Source organism: Nonomuraea sp. NPDC059194 (assembly GCF_042754765.1).
Lineage (GTDB): Bacteria > Actinomycetota > Actinomycetes > Streptosporangiales > Streptosporangiaceae > Nonomuraea.
The window spans coordinates 1-21,962 of sequence record NZ_JBHZBH010000066.1; the positions used below are offsets into that span (position 1 = coordinate 1).

The 21,962-nt window shown below is 70.5% G+C and carries 17 protein-coding genes; 10 read left to right on the forward strand and 7 right to left on the reverse strand.

What is annotated here, in order from left to right:
• Nucleotides 1-186: 186 nt before the first annotated feature.
• Nucleotides 187-1,272, reverse strand: a complete 1,086-nt coding sequence (locus ACFXJ8_RS41690) for a CU044_5270 family protein (protein WP_379650744.1) — start codon at nucleotides 1,270-1,272, stop codon at nucleotides 187-189.
• Nucleotides 1,265-1,870, reverse strand: coding sequence for an RNA polymerase sigma factor (locus ACFXJ8_RS41695; RefSeq protein ID WP_379650746.1), 606 nt, complete (start codon nucleotides 1,868-1,870; stop codon nucleotides 1,265-1,267). The genes ACFXJ8_RS41690 and ACFXJ8_RS41695 overlap by 8 nt, the downstream gene beginning before the upstream one ends.
• Nucleotides 1,871-1,999: 129 nt before the next feature.
• Here ACFXJ8_RS41695 and ACFXJ8_RS41700 point away from each other — a divergent pair, with 129 nt between their 5' ends.
• From ACFXJ8_RS41700 to ACFXJ8_RS41735, 8 genes are all read left to right on the forward strand, one after another.
• Complete coding sequence (locus tag ACFXJ8_RS41700) at nucleotides 2,000-5,173, forward strand: S8 family serine peptidase (protein WP_379650748.1); 3,174 nt, start codon at nucleotides 2,000-2,002, stop codon at nucleotides 5,171-5,173.
• An 83-nt stretch (nucleotides 5,174-5,256) separates the two neighbouring features.
• Nucleotides 5,257-5,847, forward strand: coding sequence for an RNA polymerase sigma factor (locus ACFXJ8_RS41705; RefSeq protein WP_379650750.1), 591 nt, complete (start codon nucleotides 5,257-5,259; stop codon nucleotides 5,845-5,847).
• The gene (locus tag ACFXJ8_RS41710; protein ID WP_379650752.1) at nucleotides 5,844-6,737 is read left to right on the forward strand and encodes a CU044_5270 family protein; all 894 of its coding nucleotides are present in this window, start codon (nucleotides 5,844-5,846) and stop codon (nucleotides 6,735-6,737) included. The genes ACFXJ8_RS41705 and ACFXJ8_RS41710 overlap by 4 nt, the downstream gene beginning before the upstream one ends.
• A gap of 58 nt (nucleotides 6,738-6,795) precedes the next feature.
• Nucleotides 6,796-8,685 (forward strand): glycosyltransferase family 4 protein, encoded by a 1,890-nt coding sequence (locus tag ACFXJ8_RS41715; RefSeq protein WP_379650754.1) that lies wholly within the window; start codon nucleotides 6,796-6,798, stop codon nucleotides 8,683-8,685.
• Nucleotides 8,686-8,791: 106 nt separating this feature from the next.
• On the forward strand, nucleotides 8,792-9,397 hold the full coding sequence (locus ACFXJ8_RS41720) for an LLM class flavin-dependent oxidoreductase (RefSeq protein ID WP_379650756.1): 606 nt from the start codon (nucleotides 8,792-8,794) through the stop codon (nucleotides 9,395-9,397).
• A gap of 125 nt (nucleotides 9,398-9,522) precedes the next feature.
• Nucleotides 9,523-10,851: an SWIM zinc finger family protein gene (locus ACFXJ8_RS41725; protein WP_379650757.1), complete on the forward strand. Its 1,329-nt coding sequence runs from the start codon at nucleotides 9,523-9,525 to the stop codon at nucleotides 10,849-10,851.
• Nucleotides 10,848-14,054, forward strand: a complete 3,207-nt coding sequence (locus ACFXJ8_RS41730) for a DUF6493 family protein (RefSeq protein WP_379650759.1) — start codon at nucleotides 10,848-10,850, stop codon at nucleotides 14,052-14,054. Before ACFXJ8_RS41725 ends, ACFXJ8_RS41730 begins: the two co-directional genes overlap by 4 nt.
• 583 nt (nucleotides 14,055-14,637) lie before the next feature.
• Nucleotides 14,638-15,393 carry a hypothetical protein gene (locus ACFXJ8_RS41735; protein ID WP_379650761.1) on the forward strand — a complete coding sequence of 252 codons (756 nt, stop codon included), beginning with the start codon at nucleotides 14,638-14,640 and terminating at the stop codon, nucleotides 15,391-15,393.
• 271 nt (nucleotides 15,394-15,664) lie between these two features.
• On the opposite strand, the gene ACFXJ8_RS41740 is transcribed toward ACFXJ8_RS41735, so the two are convergent.
• The 3 genes from ACFXJ8_RS41740 to ACFXJ8_RS41750 all read right to left on the reverse strand — a co-directional run bounded on the left by ACFXJ8_RS41740 (nucleotide 15,665) and on the right by ACFXJ8_RS41750 (nucleotide 17,201).
• On the reverse strand, nucleotides 15,665-15,880 hold the full coding sequence (locus ACFXJ8_RS41740; RefSeq protein WP_379650763.1) for a hypothetical protein: 216 nt from the start codon (nucleotides 15,878-15,880) through the stop codon (nucleotides 15,665-15,667).
• Nucleotides 15,881-16,019: 139 nt separating this feature from the next.
• Nucleotides 16,020-16,712: an SRPBCC family protein gene (locus ACFXJ8_RS41745; protein WP_379650765.1), complete on the reverse strand. Its 693-nt coding sequence runs from the start codon at nucleotides 16,710-16,712 to the stop codon at nucleotides 16,020-16,022.
• Nucleotides 16,713-16,853: 141 nt separating this feature from the next.
• Complete coding sequence (locus tag ACFXJ8_RS41750; protein ID WP_379650767.1) at nucleotides 16,854-17,201, reverse strand: hypothetical protein; 348 nt, start codon at nucleotides 17,199-17,201, stop codon at nucleotides 16,854-16,856.
• Between the two features lie 179 nt (nucleotides 17,202-17,380).
• Here ACFXJ8_RS41750 and ACFXJ8_RS41755 point away from each other — a divergent pair, with 179 nt between their 5' ends.
• On the forward strand, nucleotides 17,381-18,028 hold the full coding sequence (locus ACFXJ8_RS41755) for a TetR/AcrR family transcriptional regulator (RefSeq protein ID WP_379650769.1): 648 nt from the start codon (nucleotides 17,381-17,383) through the stop codon (nucleotides 18,026-18,028).
• 487 nt (nucleotides 18,029-18,515) lie between these two features.
• On the opposite strand, the gene ACFXJ8_RS41760 is transcribed toward ACFXJ8_RS41755, so the two are convergent.
• Nucleotides 18,516-19,844, reverse strand: coding sequence for an aspartate aminotransferase family protein (locus ACFXJ8_RS41760; protein WP_379650771.1), 1,329 nt, complete (start codon nucleotides 19,842-19,844; stop codon nucleotides 18,516-18,518).
• A 90-nt stretch (nucleotides 19,845-19,934) separates the two neighbouring features.
• On the opposite strand from ACFXJ8_RS41760, the gene ACFXJ8_RS41765 reads away from it, so the two are divergent.
• Nucleotides 19,935-20,843 carry a LysR family transcriptional regulator gene (locus ACFXJ8_RS41765; RefSeq protein ID WP_379650773.1) on the forward strand — a complete coding sequence of 303 codons (909 nt, stop codon included), beginning with the start codon at nucleotides 19,935-19,937 and terminating at the stop codon, nucleotides 20,841-20,843.
• Nucleotides 20,844-20,968: 125 nt separating this feature from the next.
• On the opposite strand, the gene ACFXJ8_RS41770 is transcribed toward ACFXJ8_RS41765, so the two are convergent.
• Nucleotides 20,969-21,904 carry a LysR substrate-binding domain-containing protein gene (locus ACFXJ8_RS41770; protein ID WP_379650791.1) on the reverse strand — a complete coding sequence of 312 codons (936 nt, stop codon included), beginning with the start codon at nucleotides 21,902-21,904 and terminating at the stop codon, nucleotides 20,969-20,971.
• Between the last annotated feature and the right edge of the window lie 58 nt (nucleotides 21,905-21,962).

Consider the following 21,962-nt stretch of genomic DNA (forward strand, 5'->3'; position numbering starts at 1 on the left):
GACCAACATCGCCGCCGCCACCGATCATTACCGCAACCATCCCGCCGACGGACTTCAGCTACTTGGTCTCACCACGTGAGAACGCATCAGCCCTGGGGAGCCCCGTTTCGGTAAGGATTGGCGCGTAGCACACTCAGGACGGCGAGGTGGAGCCCGCCGCCCCCGGGGCGGGCTCCACGGGCGGTGTCAGCCGGTCGGGCGGTTCATGTCGCCGCGGCGGGCGGGCAGGTCGGGCTCCTCGTCCGTCCAGCCTGCCCGCTTGACCGCCTCGAACGAGCGGTCCTGCCCGATCGACGACTCGAGCGCGAGCGGCTGCCCGGTGGCGGTGTCCACCACCAGCCGATACTCCTCCCCCGGGCCGCCCGGCCGGCTGACCGCCTGGCCGGCGCGGCCGAGCGGGTCGGTGGCCGCGCCGTGCGCGGTGGCGCCGGGCAGCGCGGCGAGCATCCGGTACGTGGCGGCGCGCACCTCCGGGGAGGTGGGCAGGTTCATGATGAGCCGCGACCCGGTCTCGAAGAGCTGGGCGTTCATGTCCACGCGCTCGGCGCCGTACGCCTTGGTGACCAGCTTCTCCAGGTAGCCGCGCAGCCCTTCGGGGGTGGTCGGCAGCCGGCTCAGCGTCTCCGGCGTCATGGGCGTGTTCAGCAGGGTCAGCGTCTTGCCACTGGCATCGCTGAGGGCGTCGCGCTCGCCCGGCCCGGTCGTCAGCGTCAGCGCCGGGGTGGTGCCGGGGAACGTCCAGCTCGCCGGGGAGCCGGCGGCCCGCCAGGCGGCGTCGTCCTTCGGCGTGGCGGGCTTGGCGCCCAGGTTCTGCCTGATCACCCAGGTCTTCTGGCCGGCGGCGCGTGGCAGCCAGATCTCGATCGACTGGTCCGATCGGAGGGTGTAGGCGCCGGTCGGGTCGCGCTGCTCGCGGCCGTTGACGCCGCTGCGCACCCAGTACTTCCCGTCCTGCGGGGTGGTGGCGACCGAGTCGGCGGCGGCCAGCAGGATCTGCGAGGCCGACAGGACCGGCTTGTGCTCGGGCACGCCCGAGCCGCCGATCACGACCGCCATCGCGGCGGCGGCGCCCAGCAGGCCCATGCCGAGAGCGCCCCAGCGCGAGACGCGGGCGCGGGTGGACCGCCGGGCCGGGCGGTACCTGCCCACCGGGCGCACCGGCTCGCCCTCCTTGGCGTAGGCGGCGGCGAGTTTGGCCGCCCCGTCGGAGATCACCTCGCGCGAGGGCGGCGGCGCGTCGTACAGGTCGCGGAGCAGGGTCAGGTCATCCATGGGCTTCTCCAAGCATGGGGTTGGCTCCGCCCAGGGCGGCGCGCAGCTTCCTTCTGATCCGGTTGAGCCGGGAGCCGACGGTGCCGGCCGGGATGTCGAGGGCCTGGCCGATCTCCTGGTAGCTGAGATCCGCCAGCGCGAGCAGCAGCAGCACGTCGCGGTCGGCGTCCGGCATCGCGTCCAGCGCGGAGGCGAGCCGCCCCTTGACGCTCGCCGCCATCACCCGCCCGGTCACCAGGTCCTCGTGCCCGGTGTCGGCCGGCTCGGCGGCCGCAGCCCGCCGCATGATCTGCAGCTGACGGGTCTCGCGCTTGCGATGCTGGGCGACGACGTTGGCGGCGATGCCGTACAGCCAGCCGCGCACGACGCCGCGGCGGGCGTCGAAGTCGGCCCGGCCGTGGAAGGCGGCCAGGAAGATCTCCGCCGTCAGGTCGTCGGCCGCCTGCGTCCCCAGCCGACCGGCGACGAACCGATGGATGTCGGTGACGTAGCGGTCGTACAGCACCCCGAAGCGCTCGGGGACGCGCAGGGACTCCTCTATCACGTGAGCGTCCTCGGCCTCCCGCGGCGGATCGCTCACCGTCCGTAGCGCACTCATGCGATCTCCGTGCATCTGTGTGGTGTCACAACCCCTACTTGGCGAAACCTCCCTCCCTTCTTCACGGCCAAGAACCTCTTCACGGCGAAGAACCGTGAAGAGTTCGCGCCTCTTCCACCAAGTAGGGGTGTGATCACGAAACTGACCGCGGTCTCGCTGACCGCAGCCTTCCTGAGCGCGGGCCCGCCCGGCGCGCCCGGCGCGCCCGCGGCGGCGGAATCCCCCCGCACGGTGACACTGATCACCGGCGACCGCGTGCGCGTCACCGGGCACAGCGTCCAGGTGACCCCCGGCGAGGGCCGCTCTTCCATCGCCTTCAGCACACGGAAGATCGGCGACCGGCTCCAGGTCGTGCCCGCCGACGCCTTCGCCGCGCTGGGCAGCGGCCGGCTCGACCCCCGCCTGTTCGACGTCTCCACCCTGCTGGAGTACGGCTACGACGACCGCCGCGCCGACCTGCCGCTCATCATCGGCGGCTCCGGCGTGCGCTCGCTGACGGCCCCGTCCGGCGCGACCGTCACCCGCCGGTTACCCGCCGTGAACGGCATGGCCGTACGGCAGAGCAAGCGCGAGGGCGCCCGCGCCTGGAAGGACCTGCGCGGCGCGCTGGCCGCGAAGACGACCAGGATCTGGCTGGACGGCAAGGCCACCCTCTCCCTGGACGAGAGCGTCAAGCAGGTCGGCGCCCCCGCCGCCTGGGAGAAGGGCTTCACCGGGACCGGCGTGAAGGTCGCGGTCCTGGACAGCGGTATCGACGACACCCACCCCGACCTGTCCGGAAAGGTGGCCGCCAGGAAGAACTTCACCGGCGACGGCACCGACGCCGACCTCACCGGGCACGGCACCCACGTCGCCTCGACGGTCGCCGGCGGCGGGCGCTACCGCGGCGTCGCGCCCGGCGCCACGCTGCTGGACGCCAAGGTGTGCCCGACCCGCATGTGCGAGGAGTCGGCGATCCTGGCAGGCATGCAGTGGGCCGCCGAGCAGGGCGCCAGGGTGGCGAACCTCAGCATCGGCCGGCCGGAGATGCCCGGCCTCGACCCGCTGGAGGAGGCCGTCCAGACGCTGACCGAGCAGTACGGCATGCTCTTCGTGGTGGCGGCGGGCAACTACGGCAAGCAGGGCACCGTCACCTCCCCTGCCACCGCCGACGCGGCGCTCGCCGTCGGCGCGGTGGACAGGGCCGATCAGCTCGCCCGCTTCTCCAGCCAGGGTCCGCGGGCAAGCGACGGGGGGCTGAAGCCCGACATCACCGCGCCGGGTGTCGCCATCATGGCGGCGCGGAGCAAGGATCTCGCCGGCGAGGGCCCTTACACCGAGATGACCGGCACCTCGATGGCCGCCCCGCACGTCGCCGGCGCGGCTGCCATCGCTGCGGGGCAGCACCCCGACTGGAGGCCCGAGCAGCTCAAGGCCGCGCTGATGGCCGCCGCCCGCTCGCAGCCGGGCACCGGCGTCTATGCCCAGGGCGCCGGCCGCCTCGACGTGGCCCGCGCGATCGCGCAGACGGTGACCACCACGCCCAGCTCGCTGGGCTTCGGCCGGCAGGCGTGGCCGCACGGCGACGACCAGCCGATCACGAAGAAGCTCTTCTACCGCAACACCGGCTCCGCCCCGATGACGTTGCGGCTGGCGATGCGCGGCGACGCGGCGGTGTTCGCCGTCACCCCGGAGACCGTCACCGTCCCGGCCGGCGGCCAGGCGGAGGTGTCGGTCACCGCCGACACGCGCGGCGGCAGCCCGGACGGTCTCACCGGCGCCTACCTGGAGGCGAGCGCCGACGGCGTGATCGTCGCCGGCACCCCGGTCGCCGTCGACAAGGAGGTCGAAAGCTACGATCTGACGCTGCGCGGCGCCGACCCGAACGGCCTCACCACGATCCTGCGCACCGACGTCGACACGCGGGAGCTGAACCTGGTGACCGTACTGCCGGAGGCCGACGGCACCGCCACCGTCCGGCTGCCCAAGGGCACCTACACCGTCGACAGCAAGTCCCTCGGCGACCAGGGTCTGACCATGCTCGTCGGTCCCGGCCTGCGGCTGGAGGCGGACCGGACGGTGACGCTCGACCAGAGCGCCGCCCGCCCGGTCTCCATCGACCCGCCGGACCCGGCCGCCGCCCATCTGCTCACCGAGGTGACCTACTCCGGCGTGGCGCTCGACGGCCGGCCGTACTACCTGGGCGCCATGGTCACCATGCTCGACCCGCAGCGGCGGATCCGCACCGCGCAGATCGGCGCCGAGCGTCCCGGCGATCTGCGGACCATGGTCTCCGGCCAGTGGGCCGTGCTCGGTCCAGGCGGCGGCACCAACGGCAGCGCGACCTCCTACCGGCTGGCCTGGTTCCTGCGCGGGCAGGTGCCCACCGGCTTCAGCAAGCAGGTCGAGCGGAAGGACCTGGCCGCGGTCCGCCGCGGCTACGCCGTCCAGCGGGAGGGCGCCACCGCGAGCATCGCCAGCGGCGCCTGGCCCGCCGACGGCACGTTCTTCAACACCCTGTTCGTCACCGAGTTCGCCGGGCCGTTCACGCACACGGAGTACGTCAACACCGACGGCGGCATCCGCTGGAAGCACGAGATGATGGAGATCGCCGAGGCCTCGGTCGGCGACACCACCTCGGCCGCCACCCGGTACGAGGCGGGGCGCGTGTACACGGAGCGGTGGAACCGGGGCGTCTTCGGGCCGGGCCTCGTCAACAGCATGGACGAGCCCGTCGTCACCCGCTCAGGAGACGTCGTCACCGCCGCGCCGGTGCTCTACGCCGACGGCGCCGGACGCCCCGGGCAGTCGTCGGTCACCAAGGCACGTATCGCCCTCTACCGGGATGGACAGCTCGTGGCCGACGAGCCGTACCTGAACGCGCGCTTCACCGTGCCATCCACCGACGCCGGATACCGGCTGGTGGCCGAGAGCGAGCGCGGCCCCGAGCCCGCGTCGTCCACCCGCACCTCGATCGCCTGGACGTTCCGATCCGCCGCCGGGACCGACGGGCCGCTACCGCTGTCCGTGATCGGCTTCGCGCCGCCGCTGGACGAGCGGAACATCGCGCCGGCCGGGAAGGCGTACGCCGTGCCCGTGACCGTCCGGGCCCAGCCGGGCTCGGCGGCCGGGACGGTGCGCGCCCTGGCCGTGGACGTCTCCTACGACGACGGCGCCACCTGGCAGAAGGCCCCGGTCGCGGGCGGCGTCGTCTTCCTGCGCCACCCGGCGGCGGCCGGCTTCGTCTCGCTGCGCGCCCGCGCGACCACCACCTCGGGAGCCACGGCCGACCAGACGATCATCCGCGCCTACCGCATCGCCTGACACGTCTCCTCGCCCTCGTCGGGAACCGCCGATCACCCTCGCGGCAATAACTAACGTCCCTGCACGCACCCGAGAGGCATCAGATGGGAAACGACAGCCGGACGGCCGATGACACCATGGTGATCGCGCAGTCGCGGCAAGATCCGGAGCGGTTCGCGGTGCTGTTCACGCGCCACGCGCCGGCGATCAAGCGGTACGTCATCAGAAGGCTCGGCGAGGATCCCGCCGAGGACATCGTCGCCGAGACCTTCATCACGGCCTTCGAGCGTCGCGAGTCGTACGACATGGCGCGGGGCGATGCCCTGCCCTGGCTGTACGGCATCGCCACCAACCTCATCGGCCGGCACCGGCGCCGCGAGGTCACCCTGTACCGGGCACTGAGCCGCACGGGGGCGGATTCAGTCACCGAGCCGTTCACCGACCAGGTGGATCAGCGGGTGGCGGCGACCGCGCTCCGCCGCCGCCTGGCTGCCGCGCTCGCCGCGCTGCCCCGTGCACACCGCGACACGCTGCTGCTGGTCACGTGGGCGGAGCTGACCTACGAGCAGGCAGCCGAGGCGCTGGACGTGCCGGTGGGCACGGTGCGCTCACGGGTGAACCGGGCTCGCGGCAAGCTCCGCCGGGCGCTCGGGGACGTCGACCCAACCGCCATCACCGAGGAGACGCACCGATGAACGAGATCGACCTGCTCAACCAGCTGCGATCCGAGATCCCGAACGACCCCGACGTCCGCGCGGAGGAGCGGCGCCTGCTGACCGCGATCCGCACGCAGCGGGCACGGCGGGCGCCCAGGGCGCCCCGGTACCGCATCGGCCTGGCCCTGGCGGCGGCGTGCGCGGCGGCGGTCGCCGCGGTGGCCGTGGTCAACTCGGGCGGCGACCACCCGGCCCCGCCGGTGACCGTCCAGAAGCCCGACACGCTCCTGCTGCTGGAGCGGGCGGCCCTGGTCGCCGCCAAGCGCCAGGATCTGCGGCCCGACCAGTGGACCTACCGCAAGGAAGAGCAGGGCCGTCCCGGGATGCCCTTCGAGGTGTGGATCCGGGGAGACGGGCGTAAGGAAGCCGTCCGCCAGAACGGCAAGCTCAACCAGGGCGACGGCGAGAAGGGATCGATGTACCCGGCCAAGACCCAGCGGATGCTCGAAGCCCTGCCCGCGGACCCTGAGGAACTGCTGCGGCACTTCGGCGACAGCGACAAGAAGCTGTTCCCGATGGCGATCTGCCTGCTCGACTGCCCCGCCGACAGCCAGAAGGACGTCAACGCCTTCGGGGCCATCGGCTGGTACCTCAAGTACGGCCCCATGGTGCCCGCGGACAAGGCTGCCGCGATGTACCGGGCCCTGGCCAAGATCCCGGGCGTCACCGTCCAGGAGAACGTCAAGGACGGTGCCGGCCGTACCGGCGTCGGTGTCGTCCTCGACCTGGGCCAGGCCGGCAAGGGCACCTACGTCCTCGACCCGGCGGACTACCGCTACCTCGGCATGCTCGTCGAGCGGGACGGCAGGACGTTGACCGACACGGTCCTGGCCAGTGGCGTCGTCGACGGCCCCGGCCAGGTGCCCTGACCATCACGACGCGTGGGCAGGCCGATCGCCTGCCCACGCACCCGACACCGGGAGTCGCATGCACATCGCCTTCCTTCTTCACAACGCCTTCGGCATCGGCGGCACCATCCGCGCTGTCGCGAACCTGAGCCAAGCGCTCGCCGAACGCCACCACGTCGAGATCGTCTCGGTCTTCCGCAGCGCGGACACCCCGACGCTCAGCGTGGACCCGCGGGTTCAGATGACCTCGCTCGTCGACACGCGCCACGAGCCGGACAACACCGGACCCTCGCGCATCTATCCGACTGCCGAGGCGCGCTACGACCTGTACTCGCGTCTCACCGACCACCGCATCACCAAGTACCTGCGCTCCACCTCAGCCGACGTCGTCATCGGCACCCGCCCCGGACTCAATGTGTGCCTGGCGGACCTGGGCAGCCGCCGCTACCTGCGCATCGGCCAGGAACACGTCACCTACGACCTGCACAGCCCCGACCTGCGCACCGCCCAGAACCAGGCGATCGCCCAGCTCGACGCCTTCGTCACCGTCTCCGAGGCCGACGCCGCCACCTACCGCACCGCCCTGCCCGCACTCGCCGACCGTATCCGGGCCATCCCGAACGGCGTGCCACCCACCCGGCTGAGTCCTGCCGACGGCCACTCCAAACTCGTGGTCGCCGCAGGAAGGCTCATCCCTGTCAAGCGCTACGAGCTGCTCGTCGACGCCTTCGCCAAGGTCGTCACCGAACGCCCGGACTGGCGGCTGCGCCTGTACGGCCGTGGACCTCGGCGCCAGGCGTTGCGCGACCAGATCGACGAACTCGGCCTGCATGAGCACGTCCGCCTCATGGGCCCGGTCTCCCCCATCGAGACCGAATGGGCCAAGGGCGCCATCGCCGCCGTCACCTCCAGCGTCGAATCCTTCGGCCTCACCATCGTCGAGGCCATGCGCGCCGGGATCCCCGTCGTGTCCACCGACTGCCCGCACGGCCCCCGCGAGATCATCACCCACGGTCGCGACGGCTTCCTCGTCCCCAACGGCGACGCCCACGCCATCTCCGACGCGCTACTGCACCTCATCAACGACGACGCCCTGCGCCTGGCCATGGGCCGCGCCGCGGTCCACACCGCCCGCACCTTCGAACCACAGCACGCCGCCGCCCGGTACGAGCGCCTCTTCGCCGACCTCGGTGGTGTGACCAGAAGGCGATTCCTCCGCAGAAAACCGGTCCCCCCGACGCCTCCCCCACAACGCCCAGCCGCCGACTGCGTGGTGGACACCGACGGCGACCTCCACATCCACCTGCCCACCGACACACTCGCCACCGCCGTGGTGTGCAGGCTACGCACCGACCCCGCCAAGACGCTCCGCCTGCCGTACCCCTCACCAGCGATCAGCCGCAGACGGCACGCACTGTCCGACGGCCGCTGGGACCTCTACCTCGAAAGCCCCGACGGAACCCTCACCCGCCTGGCCGCCGGACTCTGCGACACCCGCGCCCTGATCGCCGGTCGAGGCGGCATCACGGTCCGGATCCCCTACACCACCGACAAGGGCAACCTGTCCATCCGCGTCTGGCAACGACCCACTCACGCCGAGGTCGACCGCATCGAGGTCGACACGACCTGCACCGTCGTCAACGGCCGCATTCTGGGCACCGCCTTCACCGGCACCGCTGTCGCCGAGTCTCGCGCAGGGCAGCAGAGTGTGGAAGTACGGCTGGCGCAGCGGGGCGACCTGTTTCGTCTCGTCGTCGACCACGCCTGCCTGACCGCGGCCGGCGAGGACACCTGGGACCTGTGGCTACGCCCGGCAAACGGCGACCCCATCCGCGTCGGCCGCCTCCTCGACGACATCGTCAACCGCTCCGAGATCGATGTATATCGAACTGCGGAACTGCACGGACTGCGCATCCGGCCGTACTACACCACCGCCAACAACCTGTCGATCCGCGTCCGACCAGCATGACCCGCACCATGGAGGTGGGTCGCGGCAGCCGAGACAGTTGACCTCAACGCCGCTCGAGGTTCTAGCGTGTCCTGCATTCCCGATCCCGACGCTCAGGAGAATCTTGATGCGGATCAGCACGACATTGCCCTTGACGCAGACCGGCGTGCCCGACATTTCGATGGCGCGCCATCTTGAGGACCTTGGCTACGATGCGGTCGGCATGGCCGATTTCATCGTCGGCGACGGGACACCGAGCTTTGATGCCACGCTCATTCTGGCCGGGGCCGCAACGGTGACTGAAAAGATCGGACTCGAGTTCGGCGTGCTCAGCCTTCCGCTGCGCCCCACGGCATGGGTCGCCACGCAGATGCAGACACTCCAGCATCTGTCAGGCAACCGTGTTGTCCTCGGCGTCGGGATCGGCGGTTTCCCGGGCTCGCCATTCTGGCGTGCGGTCGGGGCGCCGCTCCACGGGCGGGGGCGCTGGACTGACGTGGCGCTACAAGCGTTGCCGGGCCTCATCCGTGGCGAGCCCACCAAGGTGGGGGACCAGGAGATCACCCTCGGCCCCGCGGCTTCGGTCCCGCCGATTCTCATCGGCGGGAACTCCGAGGCGGCGATGCGCCGCGCCGTCCTTTACGGTGACGGCTGGGTGCCCTCCCTGGTCAGCCCTGCGACTTTGGCCAAGAAGGTGATACGGCTGCGCGAGATCGCCCATGAGTTCGCATGACCGCCGCCTTCCCGCAGCCATGACCTCACCGTCGTAGTCCACGTTCGGCGTCGGAATGTGCTTCACATCGTCCCCTTCCCCTGGCACACGCCGGTTTGTCGGTGGGGTGATCTAATGTCCCGGCCATGACTTCAGCGACGCAGGCGTACACGTACGCCGCGCCCTCCGCCCTTGTCGACGGTCGTCTCGGATTGGCGACCTCCGGCGGGCGGGCCCTGTCCGGCCCGGCCGTGGCCCCCCGGTTCTTCAGCGGCGTGGTGACCCAGGCGGCCCCCGCCGCGGCGGCCCTGCTCGGCGTCGCCGACGTGGCGCTGGCCCGCTACCACCAGCCGCAGGCGCGGCCCGGCTGGGTGCGCGACCCGGTGGTGACGTGCAATGGAGACCGGTTGCGGTTCGAGTCGTTCTCGGCCTGTGGCGGCGTGTACGCCCGGCTTGATCTGCTGAACGGCGCGCTCGACGGCGAGGTGTTCGACCGGGGCACCACCAACGTCGACGTGAACGCGCCGCTCCGGGAGGCGCTGGCGCGCATCGGCGCGCGTGACCCGTTGCACCTGGGGGTCGGGCTCGACGAGCTGGTCGTGACCACGATGGATGGCGCGGTGGTGGAGAAGAAGGTGCCGCTGCCCGAGCGCTGGTTACGCGGCTTCGCCGAGGTGCAGGTCATCGCCTCGGGCATGGACCAGCGCGGTGAGCTGACCGGCATGGCGGCGGTGCGGTTCCTGCGCGGGCTGCCCAAGAAGGGCACGGTGTGGGTGGCGCAGGCGGGGCGGGAGCTGAAGGTCTCCGACCGTCAGGTTCCTGGCTCGGTCCAGCTCGCCGGCCCCAACCGGCTCGGCACCCTCCTGCCGCTGCTGCGCTTCGCGAAGTCCCTCCGGGTGTACGGCCCGGCCGACGCCGCCTCCAGCGCCTGGGAGCTGGAGCTCCCCGGCATGCGCTACACGCTCACCCTCTCGCCCGAGCGCTGGCGCGGCTTCTCCGGCGAGGGCGCGGTGCTCGACGACCTGGCTACCGACGAGGCCGAGAACGACGCCGACGTGGTGGGCATGCTGCTCAACTTCGAGCCCGAGGTCGAGATCGGCCTGCTGGCCGACCGCGCGGGCATGCCCGCCGACCGGGTGCGGGCCGCGCTGACGCAGCTCGGCGTCGCCGGCCGGGTCGGCTACGACCTGTCGGAGGCCGCCCACTTCCACCGTGAGCTGCCCTATGACAAGGACAACGTGATCCTGCTCAACCCGCGGCTGGCCAAGGCGCGCAAGCTCGTCGACGCGGGCGCCGTACACCTCGAAGGCGAGCTGGCCACCGTCCACACCTCGGGCGGCGCGCGCCGGGTCTCGCTGGCCGACGGATCCTGCACCTGCGAGTGGTGGTGGGACCATCGCGGCTCCCGTGGGCCGTGCAAACACGTGCTGGCCGCTCGGATCGTCGCTCGCGCCGCCGTGGAGGTCTCCCGATGACCCTCTGGACGGAGATCTGTGATCTGGTCACCCGCAACCAGGTCACCCGCCTGGCCGACCGGCTGGTCACGCTCACCGAGGAGGAGCGCGCCGAGCTGGGCGGGCGGTTGCCCGGCCTCGTCAAGGAGCTGCGCCGTGTCCGCACCGAGCAGGTGCGCGCCCAGCATCCCGACGACTTCGAGGAGATGGCCTCCTGGGAGGTCGGCGACCTGCTCGACAGACTGGCCGGCGCGCTGCTGCTGGTCGGTGTCGGCGTCATCACCGGCCCGGCGGCCGCGGTGACGTGGATGACCGGCCGCGACGTCAACCGCCGCTGGGCCGAGGACCCCAACGTCGCCCAGGTGTGCCGGGTGGCGGCCACCCGCCCCCCGGAGTGGCGTCGTGATGTCGCGGGTCGGCTGGTCCAGCGGGTGCGCCGTCCCGCCGACCGCATCGCGCCGCTGGCCGTGGCGCTGCTGCGTGAGTCCGGCGCCATGCCGCCCGACCATGACCCGCTGGTGGCCGCCTGGCTGACCGCGCCGAGCGTGGCCGATGACCCGCTGACCCCCGTGCTGCTGCCTCGTGTCTTCGACACCGACGGCGCGGGCCGCGCCCTCCGTGACGAGCGGCTGGAGCCCCGGCCAACCCGCTGGCTGGCCGCCGCCGCCCGCGAGCTGCCCAGGGAGCAGGTGCTCGACGGTTGCGTGAGCCGTTTCCTGCGCGGCGGCGAGGCGCAGGACCTGCGGTTCTTCGTCCGGCTGCACATGCTCCTCGCCCCCACGCCCGCCGAGTCCGCATCGCGCCTGCGCGACTACCTGCGGTTGTTGCCGTCGGCTCCTGGCACGGTCGCCGAGCTGGCCGCCGGGCAGGTGCGCGGGGCGATGCCGCTCGACCACGCCGACCTGGTCGAGGCGGTCGACGCGCTCACCTTCCGGGACGAGGCCAAGCTCGCCATCACGGGCCTACGCTGGCTCGACCAGGCGATCCGGGCCACGCCCGAGGCGGCCGCCGATTTCGTGACCGCGCTGACCACGGCGTACGCGCACAAGTCCTTCGACGTGCGCAACCGCGCGGCCGAGCTGACCCTGAAATACGCCGACCTGTTCGCCGACCACACCGGGGCGATCCTCGACGGCGTCCGCCACCTCCCCGCCGACCTGGGCGCGAAGCTGGCCGAGCAGTTCGGCGGGGAGACCCCGGTCGAGGAACTGCTGGAGCAGAAGGAGTTCCCGCCGCTGCCCGAGCTGCCGGAGGCGCGGCGGTTCCCCGAGCCGTCGATCTTCCCCGACCACCACGAGCGTTGGATCGGCCAGGAGCGCTGGCTGGCGGCCTTCGTCGCCGGGACCGCCGACGACCGAGCGGAACTGCGCCGCAAGCTCAAGCCCCACGTCGAGCAGGACCAGGGTTACTGGCGGTCCAGGGAGGTGCGCCTCGACCCCGACGACTGGCAGTCGGCGCTGTCCGCCGAGCTCGTCACTCCCGGGAGCGTGCCGGAGCTGCCGCCGATCGAACCGGAGAAGTTCTGGGACGGCGCGAACCACTCCGTGAGAGTACGCGCCCTCACCCGTGGCGAGGAGCCCGACCCGGAGTCGAGGCCCAGACGGATCACGATCGGCGGCGCCTACCGGCCTGGCCGCTACCTCGACGACGACGCCCCGCTGCGCGCCTTCTTCATCACCTGGACCAGCGACGACGGCCCGGACGGAGCGGTGGCCCGCGAGGGCGACCGGCAGATCCCCTTCGCCAAGGGCCGGATCCACCTGTACGGCTCCCCCACCGACGTCGAGCAACCGCCGCATTTCGGCGCCGACGAGGACGAGGAGATCTACGACGACGGACTGCCGGATCGCCTCCGTCCGGCGCGGACGAGGCCTGGCGTCTTGTACGACGACTCCGTGGAGGCCATGCCGTACTACATCCTCGACCACGCCTACGAGCGCATGGTCGAGCTCGGCGTGGACCCCGCCCGGATCGCGGCGATGCGGGCAGAGGAGCAGGTACCCCCGCCAGGCCCAGGCGAGCCGCTCGTGGAGGTGACCGCCGTCTTCGTCCCACCCCGGCTGCGTTCCTATATGCCCAACGAGTTGCCCGAGCACGACGAGTGGCGGCGGCGCAACCACCTGCCCCACCCCAATAGTGTCTCCCCGCCCCACGATTTCCTGCTGCACCGCTACGCGGAACTCGCCGAGGCCCTCCGAAACGGCACCCTGCCGCCCGTACTGCTGGCCACGCCGACCTGGATGAGCGGCCACCTCGAGCCGGACGTGCTGGTCGACCGGCTGGAGACCTGCGCCGCCGCCGGAGTGGAGCCGCCCCTGGCCGACCTGGCGCAGGCGCTGCTGCGGTTGCCCCGGGGCAGCCACCAGGCCGCGGCCGACCGGGCCGCCAAGATCGACTCGGAGGGGGCGCGCTCGGCCGCCCGCTGGCTCGCCGGTGACGGCATGGCCGACCCTGAGTGCGGCCACGTGTGGCGCCATATGGTGAACGCGTCCATGGTCGAGTTCGGCGACGGCGAACCGGAGCACTTCACCGAGGTCAGGCTGCAGCCGGTGTTGCGGGTGACGGCCCCGACCGGCCATCGGCTGATCGACGAGGTGCTGCTGCGTGAGCCGTTCGATTGGACGGTCGACGAGTTCGGCAGCACGCTCCGGGCGTGGCCCGCCATGCTCCCCTCGCACCGCGAGGTCGTGGCCGTCAACTTCCTGCCCTTCCTGCTGCGCGGCCGCTGGGGCGCGTGGGGGGTGCCCACGGAGATCACCGGCCTGGAGATCGCCCAGGGCCCGACGGGCGAGTCCACTGCGGTGATCCTCGCCTTTCTCCTGACCGACAGCGTGCCCGGCATGATCCCGCTGGTCCTGAGCATGGCCGCCAGGGGCGAACTGCCCGCCGAGGCGATCGGCCGCCAGCTCGCGCTGGTGCTGCGCCGCACCTGGCAGGAGACCCGCCCCGCCATCGCGGCCCTGACCGAGCTGGCCGACGCCGGCGGCCACCACGAGGTGTGGCGCATCCTGCGCGCTCTGCTGCCCGGGATGTTGCCGGGCGAGGGGCAGCGCATCACCGTGACCCACGCCGAACTCGTCGCCTTCGCCGCCGACGTGGCACGCTGGACCGGCGCGCGCGGGGAGATCCCGGTCGTCGCCGAGTTCGCGCGCAGCCGCCGGACGATCCGCTTCGTTCACGAGTGCAAGCGCCTTCACGCCCAGCTCACCGGAGCCATGTCATGACCTCTGACGACATCCGTACCGAGATCAGGAATCTCGTGCTCAACCACAACGCCGAGTGGGCACCAAGGGCCACAACGGCACACTGGTCACAGTCGCGCCCGGAGCAAACTGCAACCGCCCACCATATGTAGGCCGCAGGGGCAGCTCAGCCGATTCGTCGCCCGCGCCCGCCTATGCGCAGCGTTGGACGGGCCAGGGCCCGTGTCGGTCGACGGTGCGGATGATCTGACATTCACCTGTACGCCGATACACGGTCCACCGGCTCGAATCCTGCCCCGACTCGAACCGTGCACGGGCTCGCACGTAGCGATCACTCACGGCTACTGAAAGTGTCAGTGTCCTGCGCAGAGCAAATGTCAGCGTGTTCAGGGGCATACAAGCTGGACAGGTTGTTGCGCTGCCTGCCGATGACGGCGGGCCTGGCTCGCGCCCCACAGTGGGTAGCCGGTGGCGGCAGCATCCGAGGAGCCGCGTCCTGATTATGCCGAATTGAACCTTTCATGCATGATGGCGCTCTATGCGAACATCGGGGAATCTGGGAAGGGCTGGGGCGGCCGGGGCGATCGTTGGGGCGGTTGAAAGCGTGCTCTATGTCACCGCCGAAGGCATCGCCGTCTTCCACGTCTTCGCCGCCTTGCTCCTCCCGCTCCCACTCGGTCTCATCTTGACCAGTTTGTTCCGGGTTCCACGGGCGAGTTGGGCAGCTCTCCTGGGGACCTGCGCCTTCGCTGCTCTCACCCCCGCGATGATCGCCCTTGCCCCTGGCCCCTCGATCACCAGCTTGCCGCGGGCGCTCTTCGGTCTGCCGATCCTGGTCGCAGGGGTCGTCGCCTATGCGATCGCCGGCTATGTGGTCACTCGCGTCAGGTGGTGGCGGCCCGTGCTGTGCGCAGCCCTCGGCGTGGGCGTGTTCGTCACGATGGTGCTGCAGAGCCGCACGTGGATCGTCAACTGGCATGAGGAGCGCGCTCTCGCAGCAGTCGACATCCCGCTGCTCGGCCTCCTGGGTCAGGCACCCGTGTGGGTCGAGATCGAGCACGACCCCAATGACACCTTTGTCTTTCTCGATTTCAACTCCAGTGCAGTCACCCTCCGCCCAGTTTCGCTGGACAGCCCGCAGGCGGCATGCGAAAAGCCGTACCCGGGCGAACAGCCCTACGCTTGCCGGCAGCTGACCGCGGAACAGTGGATCCGCGTGCACGAGCTGGGCGGTGTCGTCTTGTTCGGCGTTCGGCACGGCGTACTCGTCGAGATCAACAGCCCATCACAGGAACAGGCGGTGACCACCCTCGGCAGCCTCACGCCGACAACGGCAGCGGCACTGGCATGGTCACGCTGACCTGGAGGGTCCGCGCATCCACTGACATCTACCCCGAGCTCAACAATGGTGTGCTTGATCGGCATTGCGGGGGGGTTGCTTGTCGCGGCGGGCGGCTGCGCGCACGCGGACGCTGTCGACCTGGCGGCGCTCCTTGTCGGTCAGCTCGTTCATGACGGCGCGCCAGGTGGCCGGGCGCTGTCTTGCAGGGCGCGGGCGATGGCGTCGGTGGTGACGTCGGCCCATTCGGCGTCGGCCGCCGTCGTCTTCTTGGTCATCTCTGTGGGTGCTCTCAGGTGCGGGCGTCGGGGTTGGCGTGCACGCCGATGTGTCCCATCTCGGCGTGGTAGCGGCTGGCGTGCTCGCTGGCTTCGGACAGCAGGGCCGACAGGGTCGCCGGGCGGGTTGCAGGCCTCGCCGGTGCGGGCCTGGGGGTCGCCGCCTTCGTCGTCGTAAAGGATGCGGCGGCCGGCAGCGGGGCTACTTCGGAGCGCAGGTAGGTGGCCACGGCCGCGGTGTAGCGGGTGGTGGAGAACTCCGCCGAGCCTGTCTCTCCGGCGTATGTTCAAGGCGACGATTCGCTCTGGATCCGTGATCGGGTCCGGGACGGTGCGTAGCGGGGTTCGACGCGATGGGTTGTCCCTGTGTCAGCGGTGGTCGCGCCGGTGGTCGCCGGTGTGGGCTTCGGCGGTGGTCTTCAGGTCGTGTAGCCAGGCCTCGAGACCTTTTCCGAGGAAGTCGGTGGCGAGGGGCACGTTGGTTTCGATCTGGTCGCCGGCATGGGTCTCCTCGGTGCGTACAAGGACGCCGCCCCTGACAGGGGTGAAGGTCCAGACGTGGACGCCCCGGTCGATGCGCAGTCCTTCGCCGATCGCCGGCCCGGTCCAGCGGACGCACTTGTGGTGCTCAAGTTGACGAACGGTGGAGGTGATGACCAGCGTGGTGGGCGGGCTGACGGGAGTGGCGGGAACCGGGGTGGTCCACCGGAACTGCGAGTTCTTGCGGAGCGGACCCCGGTCCAGGCGCTTCATGCCGGTCACGGGCTTCTGCCAGGCGGGCCAGCCTTCCACGTCGGTCTGCAGTTTCCAGATGGTGCTCAGCGGCGCCTTGATCAAGGTCTCGGTCCGGTACCGGATCTTCGCGGTGGGGTCGACGCCTTTGCCGCGACACTGGAGTCCACCAGCATGGTGGGTGGGGCGGGGTTGTGCGGTGGCGGCCTGGGCGGCCGGGATGTTGCCTGCGAGGACGCCGGCGACGGCGAGTGAGATCGTGAGCGCGGCGATGCGCGGGCGGGTCCTGGGGTGGACGGTTCGTGTGTCCGATGGGGCGTTGCTGGACATGGTGTTCCTTTCGTTGTGGGAAACCGGGAGCGAACGCTCGGTGCCCGGGAGGGGGTGCTGGGACAGGTGAGGCTGTGCGGTACGAGGTCAGCACGACCCTTCCGGCGACGGTGCCCGGATTCGGCCAGCCGGCACGCTCCTTCAGTGCCGGCGGGCCTGAAGGATGGCCACGATGAGTGCGGCGGACGCGGCGACGATCAACCCGACGAACGCCGGGTGAATGTCTTTGGACAGGCTCGGTGCGCCGTCGGGCCGCGTCAGCCACACGACGAGCGGGATCGCGTACGTGACGGCGAGAAGCGCGGCCGCCCAGCGAACCGTCCGGTCGCGGGCATGGTGGAGAGCGCCGACCAGCGCGACCGCGACCGGGACGATCGCCAGCAGGGCGAACTGGCCGAGCACCATGACAGGGACCGCCCAAGAGGAGACAGTCACCGCCAGCGGAGTGCGCCGGCTGGTGCGGGCGAGTGAGGTGGACGCGGTCGTCATGGCGTTTCCCTTCGTCTGCCAGGTACGCGGCGGCGAGCCCGTGCCGCACACCCGCAATCTGCTAGATCCTCATGCTTACGTTAGAAGTTATAACGAAGCAAGGAAGGAAGTGTCAATAAGATTCGTGATACCTTCTAACTGAATCTTCAAGATGTAGCTTCACCGGAAGTTGGCAGATCATGGCGCAGACGGACACGAAGACCCCCCGCGAGCGCTACCGCACTCAGGTACGCGCGGAGATCAAGGAACACGCGTGGGAGCAGATCACCACGACAGGGGCCTCCGCGCTCTCCCTCAACGCGATCGCCAAGCAGATGGGCATGAGCGGGCCCGCGCTCTACCGCTACTACGCCAGCCGCGACGAACTGATCACCGACCTCATCAGGGACGCCTACCAAAGCCTCGCCGACACCCTCCGATCGGCCTCCGCCGCAGGCGCCGACCTGGCCGTGCTGGCACACGCCGTACGCGGCTGGGCCTTGGAGGACCCCCAGCGATACCTCCTCATCTACGGCACCCCCGTCCCCGGCTACCACGCGCCCGACGACATCACGCTCATCTCATCCGAGATCATGGCAACCCTGCTCGACGCCGGCTCGGCGTCAGCCCAGGAACTCCCCGCCACGCCGTTCGACACCCATCTGGAACACCACCGGGATTGGGCGGGCAGCCACCCCGCCCCGCCTGCGGTTCTGCACCAGGCTCTGAGCTTCTGGACCCGGCTGCACGGTGTCCTGTCCCTGGAACTCGCTGGCCACTTCACCGGAATGGGATTCGACCCCGCCTTGCTCTTCACAGCCGAACTGGACGACCTGCTGGCGCACTGAGCAGGGCCGACCTGGACCTCGCGCGGCTGACACCGCAATGTTCCGCCACCGCCGCCACCCTGCTGCTGGGTGCGGGCGTCCCGGTCGAGCACGTGCAAGAGCTTCTCGGGCATGCGGTCACATAGCGCTACGACCGCAGGGAGACCGCACCGGACGGCCACGCCGCCTACCGGCTCGCCCAGGAGCGGACCTCCGCTGCCACCACCTGTTCACCGGGCCCGACCTGGCCAACCTGCGCGCCTGCCACGCCCCTGGCTGCGTGCTGTTCTTCATCAAGGACCATGCGGAGGCCAAACGTTGGATACCGACATCGCCTTTCGCGCACGCCGGAGTGGCGCCTCACCTGACCGACGAGTGGAACCATTTCCCGCCTGGATACCGAGGTTGAGCGTCGACTCGATATCCGGGACACATGGTGTTCCGAGTGGCAGCCTGTTCGTCGTGCACGCCGGGATCGTCGGGGAACCCCCGGTCGGGCATGACGTGCTCAGAGTGTGGCGCAGGCGTCGCCGATCGCTTGGTCCAAAATCGTCAAGCCGAGCGACAGTTCGTCCTCGGTGGCGGTCAGCGGCGGGGCCATCCGCAGGACTCCGCCCATGCCGGGAAGTTGGACGATGTTCGTGTGCAGGCCGAGTTCGAGGCAGCGCCGGGTGACCCGGGGGCCCAGCTCGTTCGAGCTCCGCTTGGTCTCGCGGTCGACGACGAGTTCGAGTCCGGCCAGCATGCCCCGGCCACGGATGTCGCCGACGACCGCGTGACGCTCGGCGATGTCCACCAGGCCTTGGCGGAGGAACGCGCCGAGCGACCGCGCGCGCTCGTCGAGCTTGTCGCCTATCAGGATGTCGAGGACGGTGTTGCCAACCGCGGCCACAAGGGGGTCGGCGACGTGCGTGGTGAAGAACAGGAACCCGCGCTCGTGCGCCTCCTGCTCGATCTCGGCGCTGGTGACCACGGCCGCGAGAGGGAGCCCGGCCCCGAGCGTCTTGGACAGCGTGAGGATGTCGGGGACGACACCGTCGCGCTCGAACGCGTACCAGGTCCCGGTTCGGCACAGGCCGGTCTGGGCCTCGTCGAGGATCAACAGCATGCCGCGTTCCCGGCATTTCTCGTGCAGGGCCGTGAAATAGCCGACCGGCGGCTCGATGATTCCGCCCGAGCTGAGAATCGGTTCGACGAGGCACGCGGCCAGGCTGCCGGTGGACTGCGCGTCGATCAACTCGAACGCGAAGTCCAGCTGACGGCGCCAGTCCAGCGATCCGTCGGCCGTGGTGAAGTCGGGCCGGTACGCGTTCGGCACGGGGATGGCGAAGTTGCCGGGTGCGGACGGGCCGTAGCCCTTGCGCCCCGTGCTGTAGGTGGCGGACGCGGCGGCCTGCGTCATGCCGTGCCAGGACCGCGCGAACGAGACGATCTCATGCCTGCCGGTGACGAGCTTGGCCATCCGGATCGCGGCTTCGTTCGACTCGGCGCCAGTCGTCAGCAGCAGCGTCTTCTCCAGCGGCGCGGGCAACGTGTCGGCAAGGCGGCGGGCGAGGTCGACCACCGGGCGGCTGAGCATGCCGCTGAAGAGGTGGTCGAGGGTCGCGACCCCCCGTTGGACTGTCGCGACGATTTCCGGGTGCGAGTGGCCCAGGATCGAGCTCATCTGTCCGGAGGTGAAATCGAGGATCTTCCGGCCGTCCGCGGTGTACACGAAACTCCCGGCGGCGCGGTCGATGATCTCGCGAGTGAACTCGCCACCGTAGCGGACGAGGTACCTCTCGGCATCGGCCCAGAAGGTTTCGGTGGACGGCAGGGCGGTGGTCGACGTGGCCATGGCCCCGACGCTAAGACGCAACCCAGCGACACGTCCATCTCACAATTCCGACTTTCCTGTTCGGTGAAACCGCACAATAATGCCGTTGTGATGAATCCCTGGAGGCTGCGGCTGCTGAGCCAGCTGGACACTCTGGGCACCGTCCGGGCGGTCGCCCAATCCGCCAACCTGAGCCCGTCGAACGTGTCGCAGCAGCTCGCCGTACTCGAGGCCGAGACGCACACTCAGCTCCTTGAACGGACAGGACGCCGGGTGCGGCTGACCCCGGCCGGGCTGATCCTCGCGCGGCGGGCGCGGGCGATCCTCGATCACATGAACAGCGTCGAGGCGGAGCTGCGCGGGTTCGGCGAAGAACCGGCCGGCCTTGTGCGGTTGGGGGCGTTCCAGAGCGCGATCCACACCATGGCCGTGCCGGCGGTGACCCGCCTGGCGCGCGAGCATCCAGGCCTCGACGTCGAGGTGCTGCAACTGGAGCCGCACGAGAGCATGCCCGCGCTGCGGGGTGGCGACGCGGACATCATCATCACGACCACCGACTTCGACGAGCTGCCGCTGGGGCCGGACCTCGACCTCGTGCCGCTGGCCAGGGACTCGATCTTGCTGGTGGTCCCGCCCGAGCATCCTGCGGCCGGGCGCGGCGCCGTTGACTTCGCGGCCTTGGCGGACGAGTCATGGGCGTTCGACATGCCGCAGTCGTACATGGCGAATCTCGCTCTACGACTGTGTCGACAAGCAAGGTTCGAGCCGCGGGTGGTGTGCCGGTTCAGCAACTACATGATGACCCTGCAGCACGTCGAGGCCGGGCTGTCGATCGCGCTACTGCCCGGCCTGGCAGTAGACCACAGCCGCTATCGCGTCGTCACCAGCGAGCTCGCGGCCCCTGTGACGCGCACGATCACGGCGGCGATCCGCCGCGGCTCACCACCTCGCGCGGCAGTGCGCGCCGTGCTGGAGGCACTGCGTCACCATCCGGACCTGCCGTCACCGGGCTGCGAGTGATGGATCGCATCACGCACAAGCCCGATGTTCCCTCACGGCCGCCGTTGGCCCCAGCGGTGTGTGGTGCTGGTGGAGTACCAGGCTCGCGATGACGGCCGGATGTGCCAGAGGTCGGGCGAAGCCGTTCACGTGGGCACGTACTCCGCCGGGTCGGCAGTGGCTTGCAGCGGCGTCGGTCGCACAGTCCGACTATGTGTGCGCCGACCAGTAGTAACGGCGATGTGGGCGAATGAACGGATCAGAGGGCTCTCATGCTCGGTCGCCCAGGCGACAACGAGGGAGCTCGGGGGCATGTCGGTCAGGGGCGCCCAGGTCAGCCCATCTGGCAGGGCGTGGGTGAGCGGCGCGATGCCGACCGTACCGTTCCAGAGGACGGCCTGCATGCATTCGTTAACGGTGCGCACCACCGGGCCGGCAGGCCGCTCGCCGACCGGCGTCGCCCCGTTCCAGTAGGCGCGCCAGACCGGGTCGGTGCCTTCTGGCAGCTGGAACCAGGGACGGTCGACGAGGTCGGCCAGGCACAGGGTGTCGCGGCCGGCCAGCGGGTCGTCCGCCCGCAGGACGACCCCGATGGGGTCGGAACGCAGCACGCGCGTGCTGATGCCGCTGTCGGCAAAGGGCAGTCGGGTGAGCGCCACGTCGACCAGGCCGTTACGCAGTCCCGTGGTGGGGTCGGTGAAGTCTGCCTCACGGATCCGGATCGAGACCTTGGGATGGCGGCGGCGGAAGGCCGCGGCCAGGCGGGTGCCGAACTCTTCGGCGCTGTCGGCGAGCGTGCCGATGGTGAGCGTCACGGCGCCGATGGCTGCCGTCACCCGCCCGCGCGCCTGCTCGGCCTGTTCCAGCAACGTCCGCGCCTCCATGTACAGCGCGTTCCCTGCGGGGGTGAGCTCGACGCCGGTGGCCGAACGATGCAGCAGCACGAGGCCCAGGTCGGTCTCCAACTGCTTGATGGCCCGGCTCAGCGGTGGCTGCGTCATGTGCAGCCGGGCGGCGGCCCGCCCGAAGTGCCGTTCCTCGGCAATGGCCACGAAGTAGCGCAGCAGGCGAAGCTCCATCATCAGCAAAGATACCCATACGGTATCGGGATTGCGAGATCGGTGTTGGACGTCGGGACAG

What these genes read in the sequence shown, in the direction of transcription:
- ACFXJ8_RS41765 (WP_379650773.1), top strand. Translation starts at nt 19,935, where the DNA reads ATGAATCCCTGGAGGCTGCGGCTGCTGAGCCAGCTGGACACTCTGGGC.
- ACFXJ8_RS41755 (WP_379650769.1), top strand. Translation starts at nt 17,381, where the DNA reads ATGGCGCAGACGGACACGAAGACCCCCCGCGAGCGCTACCGCACTCAG.
- ACFXJ8_RS41730 (WP_379650759.1), top strand. Translation starts at nt 10,848, where the DNA reads ATGACCCTCTGGACGGAGATCTGTGATCTGGTCACCCGCAACCAGGTC.
- ACFXJ8_RS41760 (WP_379650771.1), bottom strand. Translation starts at nt 19,844, where the DNA reads ATGGCCACGTCGACCACCGCCCTGCCGTCCACCGAAACCTTCTGGGCC.
- ACFXJ8_RS41750 (WP_379650767.1), bottom strand. Translation starts at nt 17,201, where the DNA reads ATGACGACCGCGTCCACCTCACTCGCCCGCACCAGCCGGCGCACTCCG.
- ACFXJ8_RS41690 (WP_379650744.1), bottom strand. Translation starts at nt 1,272, where the DNA reads ATGGATGACCTGACCCTGCTCCGCGACCTGTACGACGCGCCGCCGCCC.
- ACFXJ8_RS41705 (WP_379650750.1), top strand. Translation starts at nt 5,257, where the DNA reads ATGGGAAACGACAGCCGGACGGCCGATGACACCATGGTGATCGCGCAG.
- ACFXJ8_RS41715 (WP_379650754.1), top strand. Translation starts at nt 6,796, where the DNA reads ATGCACATCGCCTTCCTTCTTCACAACGCCTTCGGCATCGGCGGCACC.
- ACFXJ8_RS41745 (WP_379650765.1), bottom strand. Translation starts at nt 16,712, where the DNA reads ATGTCCAGCAACGCCCCATCGGACACACGAACCGTCCACCCCAGGACC.
- ACFXJ8_RS41720 (WP_379650756.1), top strand. Translation starts at nt 8,792, where the DNA reads ATGCGGATCAGCACGACATTGCCCTTGACGCAGACCGGCGTGCCCGAC.
- ACFXJ8_RS41770 (WP_379650791.1), bottom strand. Translation starts at nt 21,904, where the DNA reads ATGATGGAGCTTCGCCTGCTGCGCTACTTCGTGGCCATTGCCGAGGAA.
- ACFXJ8_RS41710 (WP_379650752.1), top strand. Translation starts at nt 5,844, where the DNA reads ATGAACGAGATCGACCTGCTCAACCAGCTGCGATCCGAGATCCCGAAC.
- ACFXJ8_RS41695 (WP_379650746.1), bottom strand. Translation starts at nt 1,870, where the DNA reads ATGAGTGCGCTACGGACGGTGAGCGATCCGCCGCGGGAGGCCGAGGAC.
- ACFXJ8_RS41725 (WP_379650757.1), top strand. Translation starts at nt 9,523, where the DNA reads ATGACTTCAGCGACGCAGGCGTACACGTACGCCGCGCCCTCCGCCCTT.